Annotated in this window: 7 protein-coding genes and 1 pseudogene; 1 reads left to right on the top strand and 7 read right to left on the bottom strand. The window is 55.2% G+C overall.

The features are described 5' to 3' along the window. Positions 1-250 precede the first annotated feature (250 nt). Positions 251-1237 carry a diaminopimelate epimerase gene (locus HCF10_RS25130; RefSeq protein WP_167656638.1) on the bottom strand — a complete coding sequence of 329 codons (987 nt, stop codon included), beginning with the start codon at positions 1235-1237 and terminating at the stop codon, positions 251-253. 332 nt (positions 1238-1569) lie between these two features. On the opposite strand from HCF10_RS25130, the gene HCF10_RS25125 reads away from it, so the two are divergent. Next, the gene (locus HCF10_RS25125) at positions 1570-2721 is read left to right on the top strand and encodes an MFS transporter (RefSeq protein WP_131700028.1); all 1152 of its coding nucleotides are present in this window, start codon (positions 1570-1572) and stop codon (positions 2719-2721) included. A gap of 58 nt (positions 2722-2779) precedes the next feature. Here the strand turns inward: HCF10_RS25125 and HCF10_RS25120 are convergent, their stop codons facing one another. From HCF10_RS25120 to HCF10_RS25095, 6 genes and pseudogenes are all read right to left on the bottom strand, one after another. Beyond that, positions 2780-3685 carry a hypothetical protein gene (locus HCF10_RS25120; RefSeq protein ID WP_237683179.1) on the bottom strand — a complete coding sequence of 302 codons (906 nt, stop codon included), beginning with the start codon at positions 3683-3685 and terminating at the stop codon, positions 2780-2782. A gap of 171 nt (positions 3686-3856) precedes the next feature. Next, positions 3857-4024: a type III secretion effector protein gene (locus HCF10_RS25115; protein ID WP_131700069.1), complete on the bottom strand. Its 168-nt coding sequence runs from the start codon at positions 4022-4024 to the stop codon at positions 3857-3859. Positions 4025-4315: 291 nt separating this feature from the next. Continuing rightward, entirely contained in the window at positions 4316-5293 is a 978-nt protein-coding gene (locus HCF10_RS31110) for a type III secretion effector protein (RefSeq protein WP_184746696.1), read from the bottom strand. A 198-nt stretch (positions 5294-5491) separates the two neighbouring features. Beyond that, a pseudogene (locus tag HCF10_RS25105) lies at positions 5492-6838 on the bottom strand (TonB-dependent receptor family protein); the annotation flags it as partial. 268 nt (positions 6839-7106) lie between these two features. Continuing rightward, a complete protein-coding gene (locus HCF10_RS25100; RefSeq protein ID WP_167656637.1) occupies positions 7107-8954 on the bottom strand; it encodes a hypothetical protein in 1848 nt (615 codons plus the stop codon). Between the two features lie 626 nt (positions 8955-9580). After that, a complete protein-coding gene (locus HCF10_RS25095) occupies positions 9581-14059 on the bottom strand; it encodes an NACHT domain-containing protein (RefSeq protein WP_167656636.1) in 4479 nt (1492 codons plus the stop codon). Positions 14060-14072 lie beyond the last annotated feature (13 nt).

Below are 14072 nucleotides of genomic sequence, written 5' to 3'. Positions count from 1 at the left end.
TGAATAAGTTGCCGAGAAAAAGCGCCTGAACACCTTGAAGCGTAGCGATCTCAGAAAAAAACCGGTCCCCAAAAAAATAAAAAAGAAGTTTCGTACAACTGAGATTGAAGTGTCTTTTACGAAATAACAACCCAAGCCAATGTGCCACTTCTTAAAGTATAAGAAATGCCCTACACCAACTTTTATCTAATCAATTAATTAATAGCGAAACAGCTGACACCCACTCAGGGCGTCAACTGTTCAAAAGACTTCATGTCTGAGGCCGTGCAGTCCCGAACAGACTGACGCTCAGCAGCGTATCAACCTGGGTATGCAAGCGTACTGGCGCAGTGCCGCCCGGCATCACCACCGCGACATCATCGCCCTCAACCCAACCCGCTCGCCACGCCGCACATGCCACGGCACTGGCGCTGGTGCCGGAGGACGCCGTGGGGCCCTCTCCCCGCTCGAACACCCGGGCAACAACACGGTTGCCGGATTGCCTGGCGACCCATTGCAAATTGACTCCGGCCAAACATGGCTCGCCGCTTCCTGCCGGGGGGGCGAAGGCAATCGCCTGCAACGGTTCGAACAGCGCCGGCTGTTGCATCAGCAGATTGTTCGGCAAGGCTGACACGTGTTCGACCAAGGTCACACAATGAGGATTGCCCACACGCACAAACTGACTGTATGCCCACTGTGGGTTGATCACCGCCAACGCCTTCACATGGCTCAGTTCAATGCCGCCTAGGAACACCTGCTCCACCCCTTGCGCACCCACGGCAGATGGCCCGAATCCGGGCAAACCCAATGCCAGCCAGAATCCAGAGCGGTGTTCATAGACAGCAGGCTCGACCCGAGTCACCACCGGCGACACCACGTCAGGCTTGTCATGGTGCACGCGCAAATCACAGGCCTCGGTCATCAAGCCCTGGTCAGTAAGCGCCTGGGCGAAAATCGTCAACCCATTGCCACTGCGCTCGGCCAGGGAGCCGTCGGTGTTCACGATCAACAGGTCAAACGGCGGCTCGGCCTGGAACGGGCCAACCAGCAAGCCATCACAGCGGTGGGCCTTGGCATTGGCCGGGCGCGGCGTCGAACCCCACTCGCATTCGGAGCTTACGGCCGACGCAGTCCAAGCCTCGCGAGTCCTCGCGGCATGCGCCGCGCTGTTGGGCACCTCGATGCCCTGCTGTCGTAAAAACGCCGGGCTGGCGACCCCGTAAATGTTGCCCCGTGCGTCATAGAACTGGGTCATGGCGCCACTTGCCTTGCAATCTTCATCGATGCGTCCGCTCGGTTGTCTACAGGATTGGGCGAGCAGCGTATTACACAACGCAGGGTGTGTGGGAGGCGGTCCGGAAGGTGGTAATCCACCGTGAGAAACCCGGGGTTCACCAGTTCCCACAGGAATTACACACCTTCCGGAACGCCAACCCATGCGTGGTTGCCAACGCCTATAACGTTCCCGAATTGTAAAAAAAATCATCGGCGCTTATCTCGAGGGGAACCCGGCTCGCCCCCCAAGGCCTGATGTGCAAGGATGTCGCGCCGGACATCGTTCGTTGAACGCTAAACCAAGGATTTTTCATGACTGCCATCCCCACCTCTGCGCCCGTGGTTCCCGGGCGTCTGGAGCAAATGTCGACCCGCATCGCTTTCTTCATCGCCGGCTTCGGTATCGCCGCCTGGGCTCCCTTGGTGCCCTATGCCAAGGCGCGCGCAGACCTGAGTGAAGGCACGCTGGGTCTGTTGCTGTTGTGCCTGGGGGTGGGCTCGATCATCGCCATGCCGGCGGCGGGCGCATTGGCGTCGCGCTTTGGCTGCCGACGGGTGCTGACGGCCGGTACGATCATGATCTGCCTGGCCTTGCCGATGCTGGCCACGGTCAGTTCGATTCCGTTGCTGATGGCCGGTTTGTTCCTGTTCGGTGCCGGCCTGGGCACAGTAGATTCCACGGTCAACTTGCAGGCGGTGATTGTCGAACGAGCCAGCGGAAAAACCATGATGTCGGGGTTTCACGGATTGTTCAGCCTGGGGGGGATTGTCGGCGCGGCGGGTGTCGCCGGGCTCCTGGGGCTGGGCCTGTCGCCACTGCAGGCGACCTTGGTGGTGATCGCTGTCATGGTGGTGGCGCTGCTCAAGGCCGGCCCACACCTGTTGCCTTATGGCAGTGAAAGCTCAGGGCCTGCCTTTGCGGTGCCCCATGGCGTGGTGCTGTTTATCGGCTGCCTGTGTTTTATTGTGTTTTTGGCCGAAGGCGCGGTGCTCGATTGGAGCGCGGTGTTCCTCAGCGCCGAGCGCGACCTGGATGAAGCCTACGCCGGGCTGGGCTACGCGGCGTTCGCCTTGACCATGACGGCGGGGCGATTGACCGGTGATGCCATCGTACGGCGCCTGGGCGCTACCTGGGTAATCGTGGCCGGTGGCTCGCTGGCTGCGGCCGGTATCTTCCTCGCCACGCTATCACCCGCCTGGGAAATGGCGCTGTTGGGCTACGCCCTCGTAGGGGCCGGCTGCTCAAATATTGTTCCGGTGCTTTACACCGCCGTCGGCAAGCAAAACGTCATGCCGGAACACATTGCCGTCCCGGCCATTACTACCCTCGGGTATGCCGGCATTCTGACCGGGCCTGCCGTAATCGGGTTCATTGCCCATGGCAGCAGCCTGGCAACCGCCTTCCTGTTGATCGGGGTACTGCTGGTAGCGGTGGCGGTCAGCGGAAAAATACTGCGGGTATGAACGAAGAAAAACATGAGCCTCTTGAGTCTTTCAAGAAGCTCATGCACGCCTGAGCGATTTATCTCCCCTTCTCTTCCTTATCGTTTTTCAACCAGCGATCAATGCTGTAGTTCTTCAACCAGCCATCATCGTTGTGGCTGCCGAAAATGTTGGTTCCGTTAGCCTTCGTGCTGTCCAGCGAAGCCAACAGCCCGGGTCGTTCGACCAGATTCTTGGCCATGTATACCTGCTGCTCGCTGTATTTCTTCTTGGGGAACCCAGTGGCCATATCCCGCACAACCTGACCATTTTTGTCTGTTTCGTCAGGATCCTTGCTCATCTCGATAATCGTCTCTTTCTTCACATACCGGTGCTTCTCGAAAAAAAAGGTGCGGTCTTCCGACGTGTCCCGCAAGTCATCAAACATGCCCCTGAACGCCTGGACGACCTGTGCGTCGGTTTTCGCATGGTAGGGGTCGGCGCTCTGAGTGTTGGGATTGGTATTGCCAATCATCAAACTGGCGGCTTTTTCGAGGCTGTCCGGGGTGATTTCATTGCCCTTGCCAACAATCGACTCGCCCAGTCGTGGGCGATTGAGTATCTCCCGGGCAAGCATGATCGTACGTTCGGGGACCTTGCTCTCGCCAGGTTTCGCGTTGGCTATGTTCGTCAATGATTTCAGGGTCAGGCGGCCACCTTCCTTGAAATCACCCAGCATAGGAAAGACGTTGTTCAGTTGAGTCGCCAGCAGGTGGTCGTCCGAACTGACATAGGGGTTCCCCACATTCGACATGCCCCCGTAGAGGTTTTGACCGTCGAAATGCCGCTGGGCACCGTTCGCGAACTTACTATCGAATGAAGGCTGCTGCGTGGGGAGCGATTTGCCAAGCGCGCGTGCATCTACCCCGTATCGGGCATGGCCGTTCCCCGTCGCTGTATTCAACCCAGGCGGGACACCCCCTGGATTATTGATCATGAAAGACATAGTTCATCTCCAGCATAGTTAGATTCCGTGGACCGGCCCCTGGTTGTTCGATCGTCAAAAACGCCTCGAAATCAACAACCAGCGATTAAGTGGTTCTCGGAAAACAGTGGTTCCGGAGAGAGGCCAAATGGACTCCAGTAAAATTTGAGTGTTTGTAACCGCAGGGCAGCATCAACCTAGTTTCTGCTTGCGCCACCAAGCGGTCAGGCCATTGAGCAGGCCGGCGTTTTTCGGCGCAGTAGTATCGTCATGGGCGCTTTTTTCCTCCACCCGCATGCCCCGGAAAAAGTCACCCGCAACAGGTGCCTGGAATTTGTGCTGGCCGACAAAAGCCTTCATCCGCTGGGCTTCGGCCGCATGTACATTCGAAGGGGCAAAGGTATCGCGCGATGCGGCATCCCTCTCCAACAGCGTGGTGTCCTCTGCATGGGGGTTGCGAAAAAGCTCTTGGCAGCTGGGCTGGGATGAACGAAACGAGGTTGAAGTCATTGGTTAGCCCTCACTCAGAATCTGAAAACCGCCGGAGTTGATTGGTGCCGGTGGATAAAGTCTGTGTGGCGAATTGGCGTAAACAGTTCCTGAAAGGATGGATGCAGGCGCCGCATCCGATTCGCGGCGCCTGGGTGTCGCTCAGCGAGCCAGAAAGTAAAGCCCAGCCCAACTGATCTTATGGTCACCCGGCCTGCTGAGCAGGTCATCCATCTGCCTCAGCACATCACTGCGCTTTAGAATTTCCTGGGACAACTGGATCAGGTGATCCCTGGGAGAGTCACCCGTCAGGTTTTCGGCAGCCAGCTTTCTCAGATCGTTGACGTTCAGTTCTCGGTTCCAGGGGCTGCCTTTCAACTCGTTGAAATGCTCGAGCATCTCACCGGCCAGTTCCTTGTCAGTCTTGTATTTGAAGTAGTTTTGTCCGTAGATAACTGCGTTCACATTATTCCGGTCGATCAGACCATCGAGCGCACCGGTAGAGGTGTGCCGGTCAAGCGCACTCATCAGTTCCGGACGTCGCAGCAGTTCTTTGGCCAGGCGAATGTTCTCGTTGACGCTGGGAAACGGAGACCAACCTTTATTCGCCATCGCTCGAATGCTGTCGGCACTGATATACCCAGGGTTCCTGGGGTCCCTGAAGGCATTGAAGTTGTCACGCAGCTGCATTGCCAAGTCTTCATTGTTCTTGAGGGAGTACTGCGGGTCAGGCATGCCTGGCAAGGTAGGGAATGGGCGTGGCGGTGGGTTGCTGATGACAGGCATGGGTCGGGGTGGAGGGTTGCTCCAACCTGGATGGTGCGGTGGTCGCCCCCAACCCAACCATGGGTTCACCCAATGCCTGATCTGATCCAGTAAACCCGACTGCGCAGAAGCGCTTTTTTGATGGGCCGCGGGATCTGCAACACTATTACGCGCTGTCGCCTGCGATTGACCGCCGAACACTGGCCCGGCCGCGCTTTCCCGGGACTGGAAGCTGACGTTTGCAGCGTTTTGACCGCTGAAGGATGGTGCGGCCGGTGCCGCACGGCTGTTGTTTGCCGCAGGGCTGGATTTGACCTGCGAAGAATCAGGGTTTGATGAGGTGGGTACGGGTGTATCGAGCATCGATACCGACATAAGTTTCTCCAATACGGTGAGCGCAATCTTCAGCCGGGCGCTCCAACCATGAAGTCGAAGCTTGTCAGCTAGCCCATGTGTGGCTTTTTGTCGGAATCGGTTCCTGATCAAGCAGCAAGATGCGCCGAAACAGTGTAGGAAAGGAGCAGAAGAATCGCAGCCCGGCCAAGGACTGCGATATTTCCAAACCGGGACGGATCAGAACCCGACGCTGGCCTGAACGAAGAACGTACGCGGTTCGCCCAGGTACAAGCCGGCATTGTTATCACTGGAACGGGTGTAGTGCTGCTGGTCGAAGATGTTTTTCACGCCGACGCCCAACTTCAGGTTCGACAACTGTTCGCCGAAGTCATAACCGCTGCGCACATTGACTGAAACATAACCTGGGATATCGCCGAACCGCCCGTCCGCCGTGCCTTGGGTGATGTAAGTGCTGGTGGTACCCGGTGCGCGTTGGCCGGACTGGGCGTACACATCCAGGTTGTGGGTCCAGTGATTGATGTCGTAACGCAGGCCCAGGGTGGCCACCTCACGGGAGTAAAGCGGCAGGTCACGGCCCTTGAACGGTACGTCGCCTTCGGAGGTGGCTTTGGTGTAGGTGAAGCCGGCATTCGCCGTGAGGCCGTCGAGGCGCGAGTCCAGGTTCGACAGGTCGTAGTGGGCCGAGGCTTCGATACCCGTGTGTTGGGTAGCGCCGAGGTTGGTCCAGCCCACATCGTTGCTGACGTATTGCAGCTCATCCGAGAAGTCGATGTAGAAGAATGTCAGCTCGCCCCCCCACACGCTGTCGTTGTAGCGTGTCCCCACCTCGTAGGTCTTGGCTTTTTCCGGGTTCAGGCCGTTGGCGGTCTGGTCGCCGGTGCCGCCCTGCCCGAGTTGGAAGTATTGCAGGCTGCCAAACGAAGTCTCGTAGTTGGCGAACAGTTTCCAGGCATCGGACACGTGGTACATCACGCTCAGTGCCGGCAGCGGTTCAGTGTTGTGGATTTCGCGGCGTTTTTCCTGAGTGCGAGTGCCGTTCAGCGCAACCACCGGGCGGTCGTGCCATTCGGTACGGATGTCTTCGAAGCGAATACCCGGGGTGATGGTCCACTTGCCGATATCGACTTTGTTATCGATATAAAAGGCGCTGGCCTCGGTGCCACCGGTGCGGTCCTGGTAGACATGACCATCACTCTGCCCGCCCGGTGTCGGTACGTTATTGACCAGGTTGAGGCTGGTGGCCTGCTCGTGCATGCCTTCTTTGAGGTAGCGATAGCCGACGCTGACTTCCTGGGTGCTGGGGCCCACGTCGAACACATGGGACACCCGTGGTTCGATGCCGAAGGTGTAGTAGGTGCGCGGGTAGGAGCCAAGGGTTTTCAGGTCGCGGTTGGCGATGTTGCTGCCACGGAAGCTGTCGGAATAGTAGGTCAGCACTTCAGCCTGGGTGCGGTCGTCGATCTGCCGGATGTACTTGAAGGACACGTCCTTGCGGCGGCCGCTGAAGTTGTCCCAGTCACGCACCGATTGGTAGGGGTTGGCGTCGAACTGCTTCTGGGTCAGTTTTCGGTCAGCGGCAACATATCTCGATCAGATCGCCATCCTGAACACCCGAAGGATCACCTTGACGGAGGCCTTAGCAAAAACGGCGTCTGGAGCATTCTCGCACGCGCAGATCTCGCAAGCTCGCTCACCCCACGCCTCGCAAGTGTAGGAGACCCTCACAGGGGACGCCCGGCCACAGCATCAAGGAGTCCTGGCCGTGGCTATCTCCGCGTGACCTACCACACTCTCGTAATCGAGCTAATCCGAAACTCTCACCGCTTAAATATTAACGCCGGCGCCGCCTGTGCCAACCGTCCGGCCCTTTCGGAATTTGATCGACGACGAGCCTCGCGAGTATCAGAGGTTCTCGGTGTTTCCCTCCCTCCGCGCGAGCGAGAATATTTGTAGCCCAATCCCCTGTCCACAAACCGATAACATCTTCCACGAACCAGGTCCCTATACCCTTACCCAAATCTGATGCTCGCTGAGGAGCTAGCTGTGTAGCTCGCTCACCCCGCGCAATGAGATCGAGCATCAGCCGTGCTGGAATAATCGGAATACTCACTCCATTGCATTCAGGCCCTAGCAGCATCAGAAAGCTAGCCATAGTCTGTGCTGATAGATCTTGGAGCTGCTTCAGCTTAATAGGGTAGTGGGGGCGCTTAGCGGGGGAGAACATCCGTTTCGCTTGAATGAGCGAAGCACGGCGGGAAAATTGCGTTCCTGCATTACGGAGCTCTATGAGCAAACACACATCTGTTGAGAAAGTTTTACTGCCTACCCCTTTGCCCCCCTCCTCTTTTTTTCCAACGACGCGATAATCAACATCCAGTTCAAAGCTAAGTCGGTGTTGCGCATCAGCATCAGCAGCTAGATCTTCCAGCAACTCAGTGATGGAGCAAAAGGCCGTTTTAAGCTCGCCCAATAGCACCATCACATGAGTTTCCTCACCGCTGTCGAGGTTTTTAAGAATCTGTTTGCCCGCGGTCTTAGCGGCATCCTCCAGAGTATCCTCGATCAGTGTCTCAATACGCGCATCGGCAATCCAGGTTCGTGGCTTGCGCAGGCTACGCACGACGCCTGAATTCCTACTTCCTATCTGCAAAGCGCCTGTCTGGGAAAACATCGAGATATCTGGCTCGAGACGAACCATATCAATCGCAGCCCGCGATCGACGTCTCACCAATTCATTTGGATGGGTCAAAAAGGAAGAAACCTTACTCTCAAGATCATCGTCATACAGTTCCAAAACCGTGAACAGAACCGCCCGGTCATCCGCAGGGCTACCTAGGCCAAGAAGAGTTTCTGCTGTTGCCTCAAGAAGGTCCTCATCACCCTCTACCGCGGCCTTCAGTTCACGCCGCCAAGAAGCTCTAGACTCGGCCGAAAGATCAGAAAGTCTATAGTTGTTCGGTGACGACAAAACCCCAAACTCCTTGAGTAAGCGGGCAACCCTTTCTACGTCAGTCACAGGCACTAACTGACTGTCACTTTTCTGCGAAGTACTCCAAAGCAGCACTTGTAGCATTCCCCAGCAGCTATCCCCCGCCCATTGCTTGACGACCTCGGCTAATTCATCTCTATTCCGAACCGAATAGGGGGCGTCCATGACTACCGCCATCACACGCTGAGCCGCCGTTTTACCGTGTTGCAGGTCCACTAGCCGCGTCACGGACGTATTAAGTTCAACTAGGTTGTTTCTCATGAATTCAATCACGCGATCTAGCAGTTCTGTGTCCGCTTTCAGAAGCGGCCATGCAGTAACAAAGGGGGAAAATTCAGTACCATGTCCTTTAGCAAAGAGCCTCATCGCCTCTTGAGCAAAGACATCTCTCACGGAATCCCAGTTTTTGCTCCCCCAACGGTCCAAAAACTCGTAAAAACACCGTGCGCTATAGGGAGTTGCTTTCTTTACCAGCGCTAAAAAAGTCTCTGCGTCAAAAGAAATTCCTTGAGCCGACTTGATAGCGATCGTAGCCGCATCCCAATTCACATGTGATGAAGAATAATAATTATGCGGATCTTTTCTAAGGATCTCGTTGATTGCTTCATCAACAGAGTTATAGGCTGCTGGTATATTTTCTTCGTCCTGCCCCATCGTCAATTCATCCTTGTTAATATGTAGCTTGGACATTGTAAAACTATCTGAATATCTTTGTTAGACAGACGGCATCATACCAATATCTAACCGTCTGTAGATGACATGGCGCATGGACGTACTAATTTACAATGGGATGGCGAAATATCCGCGGGCCTCAAAGAGAACTCCAGTCAACCCGTTCGTGATGAGCAATAACAGAGACAAGAAAGCCGAACGCAAAAGGTCTGCTGGATCGAAGGGCCGGGAGATCAACGTTTCCAACCTCTTCTTCGTCAATTGCGGCCCTGCAGAGAGCTGCGAACTCAAAGCAAAACGAACCAGGCGATAATTTCGAAAGAAGGTGCATTGATAGACCAATGTCGATTGAAGCACCGTCGTCCCTATCGGAGGGACCAGGTCCATCACAGGCCGAAATGTTTGCTGCCCTAGCGTGTTTGAGTTTTTTGCAGCCACAAAAAAACCCACCAGATGATGGGCTTTTCTTTCAAGTGTCTCCGAGAGGAGGTTTTCACCCACGAACCTCAGAGCAAGCCACGCAAGGATATAACCTCGGGAGGTTCCAGTCAATTTTTGGCTGAATCAACCATTCACTCCTAGGCGCTTCCGACTGAGTCTTTTTGGCCGAAATAGTTTCTGTAAAGCAGTACTGGCCCTGGCTATCAAGAAGTATGAGCGCCTAGCAGTATGTCAGTCCAAGCCAACCCATCTTCTGGAGCGGGATGACGCGGTTCGTCGTTGGGGCGGACAGTTTCTCGGCGCATGCATTCCAGTGAAGCAAGTAGACGCTTGCAGGTATCGGCAATCTGCCCAGTACCTTTTGCCCGAGCGTAAAGTTCCATCCTCAGCTCGTTACTTGCTTTCGGCATGATTTCGTACTGCGTGTTGTTCATCGGCTCTTTGAGCGTGAATGCGTCTCCCAACATCCTGTACACCGGCATGTTCGAATTAACAGCCCTTCCAGCATCAAGCACCTCTAAGAGAAAGAGACGGCGAGTAGCCTCGCTTCCTTTGATGTGTGAGAGAACTGCGACGGCAAGTACATCAGCGAGCGGCGTCTTTGGCTTCCGGCATGCATCCAGCAAGGCCTCGATCTGTATAGCCCCCTCGCCCACCGTGGTCGCAATGCTTGCAGCAAGTTGTTCCAACGTCCAAGCACTTCTACACCATTCAAACAGTTTCCCATTGGCTACAAGGGCAAGAAATTCGGCAAGATGCCTGGGCGCCAGAGAGGAAATCAAAGCGCGTGCGAGCTCCTCGCTTTCATCAAGCTCACTGCCAAGCTCCAGTAGTACGGGCCAGGCAGACTCCGAGCACGTGGCACCTAAACGACGGATGATTTCAGCGGGGTGCGAGAATCGACGCCATAGCTGAAGATAGTGCACCACCGTTTTACTCAAAAGCGTTGGGGAGACTGCGATTAGCAGTAGCTCACTCAGGTCGGACATAACATAGCTCGATTGTTCGTCGAGCCACGTTGAATCGACTGCTTGCTCGTACAGCGCCTCGAGCGGTTCCACAATTGCCGTATCGGAGATGTAAAAACCCTGGCGCACGAGGCCACGTAACGCTTCAACCGTACCGTGAATATCCATCAGAGCACTAGCCAAGGCGCAATGCATTGGCTCGATAACGCTAGAACTTGGAAATCTCGCCACGATTCCCGCGAGGTATCCTACGCGATACTGTGCCTCACGTACGTTCCACTTCTCGTCAGTGGATTTCTTCTCCTTGTAGCGCGTCACAAGCTCTCTCAGCTCCTGCCCAAGAATATTGGCGGCCTCATCTGTCCAGTATTGAAAAGTATCGTCAGGCTGCCGGTGCACTCTCCCAAGCTTCCTACGCCGCGCACCTTCCTTGATATCAGCACTAACACTGCTGAATGGCCGCTCCTTCTCGCGGGCCCAAGGTGAGCTGGCGATGCGAGCAAGCACGTCCGGAATGAATTCCATTGCACTAGAATGGGCCATTAGTTCCAGCAGGCTCGGCATCGCCTCAGGCCCCCACTTAACCATGGCCGCCAGCAGGTAGTTGCCAAACTGGGGGTTATGCGGTCGTGGTGATGAGGGCCTCTCCGACCACTGATCGATTCTCTTCCTGAAAGTACTCCAAGCATCTAGATGGCGGCGACAGGTCTCTAATAAAAGAGGCCCGAACTCCGCCGGTGCTACATGACTTGCGATGCAAGAGAGGTATATCCAAATCCTGTCCTGTGGAATCTCTGCTATCTCTTCCTTCTGACAAAACTGGGCTACCAGCTGTCGGACTTCATCAACTGTTGGCAGCCATCGATTGGCGGCACTAGAGCTGCCCTCGTCACGCCAAACTCTCCGCCACACCAGCTCAATCAATTGAGCAGCCTCATAGTAGGAGGATGTCTGTGCTCGCCTCATTACAACACTCAGCAGATCACATCCAGGTGCATGTGCAAGCAAGTTGGTCAGCGTCCTATTTTTTTCGCGGTCTAATTCAGTCACTGACCCACGATTAACTTCAGGGGAACGCAAAAAGTAGGCTACGCTGCGCTCGGTTTGAACACGGCCAGCAAGGGGGCCTAGGATCTCGCCGCTCAGACTATTGAAATCTTGCCCCTGGAGAACGAGCCATGCTTGCTCGAAGGTCCTAGTTTGTACCTCAGTTGAGGCACGGTGCAGAAATTCACCAACCCATTCAGGCACGACTCGCGCGTGCAGGGCGAGCTCCGAAGCAAGGTCCAATAAGCGTTCGGGTGCATTGGTCAGTGCAATCTCGACCAGGGGGTCATCGTCTCCGAGGTGTTTACTGCTACGCAAGTGCTCGAAGATCACATCCATCGCACCCGCCCCAACTACGCGAGGAAAGCCCTTCGCAAGCTTAAGCCATGTGCTCCCGGATATATCGTTTTCATAGATGCTATGTAGACGCTCTCGTACAGCGTCGCCAACGAACCCTTCCTCCAAAGCGTACTGGATGTAATTCAGAACGTTGTGTTCAGTTTGAACCTCAGCTGGAGCATCCAGCCAGGCTAAAAAGGGCACGTCCGAAGCGGGAAAATGCCAGAATAAAGCGCAAATCGCTGCTGCCCTTACAGCAGGTTCAGGCTCACTTCGAGCCAGCTTCACGAGATACTCGTAGTTGTCTGCACTATCAGCGATCTCATGTACAAACTCGACTCGGCGGTCTGATGTCCATGAGGCAACTCTAACCTCAGCCCCGGCTCCGAGCTGAACTAAGGATATACCGTGACCTTTCAATCGATACGTTTGCAAGCGGGTCTGTTGATCTTCACTTTCCAGGAGTGGCCACAACCTCTCAGCGAAAGCCGGTAAACCAGACGCAATTTGATAGGCGATCCCAAGATCGCGAACTTCGCCCAAGGAGGATGAGGCTAGCTCATTGACACTAGCGACCACGTGGCGATGAAGCTCAGAGTCGTCTGCATAACCAAAACCACAGATTCCTATCAAATCGCAAGCCCGCCCCAGATCTATCGCTGAGCCAACCTTGACTATCCGAACTCGAGCGGCAGCCGAGCCCTCGTCACCTTTGAGCTTTTCCGCGATAAGTGCGAGCGCTTCGTCCCAGGCCGGTTGGTTGATCGCTGTATACAGAGTCTCGGCCGAGGCACCATCATCGCTGCATATCCGTAGCAGCCGCGTGGCTGCGAAATACTCCTGGAAGCGCTGGTGCGCGAAGCGAACCACGCCTTCGTCGAGGTGCAATAAATGATGAGTGACCAGCAGATCTAAGATCGAAGCCAGTTGTGGGGGAGCCCCTATTAGCCTGCGTTCGGCCAGTTGAGTGGCAGCGGAGTGAATAGCTTGAAGCGCGACGTTTCTGGAGCAATCGATAGTTCGCCTCTGCGTAAGTCGGTAGGCAAGCTCTTCGAGATATTCGCGAGAATGGCCATTTACAGGAGCGTCAGACAGTAAAAGAGTGCGAAGGTCATCTTCCTCAAAGGCCTGGACGCTGGAACCGAGGAGGTCGAACACACTCAAATACGATGCAGCACCTTTCCCAGCTTGTGCAATAAAGCCTCGAAGTATGAGCGGGCTCCTCGTAACTTGGCGAAGGCGCGTGTTTTTGGCAAGTAGGTTGAGTAGTGGTTCCGATCCGGCATCACCAAGCTCAGCGCGGAGCACCGCCGTCTGGCCATCCCATGTAAGGCCTCGAACCTCCACTCGCCTCGTGTTTAATAACCTGGGCGCATCACTTGAACTCCGAGATACGACCACAATGACGAGTGATTCTGCAGCGGCTGACAACTGGTTAAGCTCCTCCAGACAGGCCAGCTTCAACGAGACGGGCACCTCGTTCCAGCCATTAAGCATGACGACCAGGCGATCAGCTTCGGCCAATCTGGTTAGCTCATCGATAGTTACACGATTTGCTATTGCTGAGGGGCGTTTGGAGAGGTATTCCAGAAGGCTCAAACCGGTTCGCCCCCAAAGTGCTGCGTCCACGAACAGCGGTATACGACCACCCGCTCCAAAACAAGACGAACAGAGCTCTAGCAAAAACGTAGTCTTGCCTATACCGCCCTCACCGAACAAAACTAGACTGAATCCCCTCTCGATGACTGTCACAAGCTCAGAGGTGCTAATTGACCGCGAACTCAAGTCGGATTCACCTTGTATCTCGTGAGCCTCTAGAATGAGCGGCGCAATGAATTGAGGCATCTTCCAACTGCGCTTGCCTGCCTCGAGCAATTTTGCTGCCATGGTTCGTACACGCTCTAAATCGGCGTGACTTGGAAATTGGAGTTCCTCAGGATGAAGCAGCGTTTGCAGCTGTGCAGATGACCGAAACGCAATAGCCGACTGCAATTCCTGCTGGCCCTTTTCTGTTGCTTGGAGTTGCCCCAATACATACGAAACGACTTGTGTCACCAAGTTGTCAGGTAGCGAATCTGTATTCCGAGCGAAAACCTCGTAATTTGCAGCGAGCTCTTTCTCTGCCCGTTCTGACGTTTCTGGATCACCACCTGCCCGGGCTATCAGCGCTTCGATAAATAGCTTGACGTTAGCTTCTTGCTGCAACCAGTTTCGGAAGGCGTAAGGCCGAATTCCTGAAAATGACTTGCCACTGGCTACAAGTTTTTTAAGTTCTTCCCCTGTGAGGTGATGAAGGCTGGTTTGGCTGGCTAAGTCTTCACCTTGCACGGCTCTCTCGCTT

It is taken from the genome of Pseudomonas sp. B14(2022) (assembly GCF_012030485.1).
GTDB lineage: Bacteria > Pseudomonadota > Gammaproteobacteria > Pseudomonadales > Pseudomonadaceae > Aquipseudomonas.
Note: the sequence above shows the minus strand (reverse complement) of the source record. Positions and strands in the feature narration are given on the sequence as shown.

Coding starts and splice junctions, on each gene's coding strand:
- HCF10_RS25120 (WP_237683179.1), bottom strand. CDS start 3,685: ATGTCTTTCATGATCAATAATCCAGGGGGTGTCCCGCCTGGGTTGAAT.
- HCF10_RS31110 (WP_184746696.1), bottom strand. CDS start 5,293: ATGTCGGTATCGATGCTCGATACACCCGTACCCACCTCATCAAACCCT.
- HCF10_RS25100 (WP_167656637.1), bottom strand. CDS start 8,954: ATGTCCAAGCTACATATTAACAAGGATGAATTGACGATGGGGCAGGAC.
- HCF10_RS25130 (WP_167656638.1), bottom strand. CDS start 1,237: ATGACCCAGTTCTATGACGCACGGGGCAACATTTACGGGGTCGCCAGC.
- HCF10_RS25125 (WP_131700028.1), top strand. CDS start 1,570: ATGACTGCCATCCCCACCTCTGCGCCCGTGGTTCCCGGGCGTCTGGAG.
- HCF10_RS25115 (WP_131700069.1), bottom strand. CDS start 4,024: ATGAAGGCTTTTGTCGGCCAGCACAAATTCCAGGCACCTGTTGCGGGT.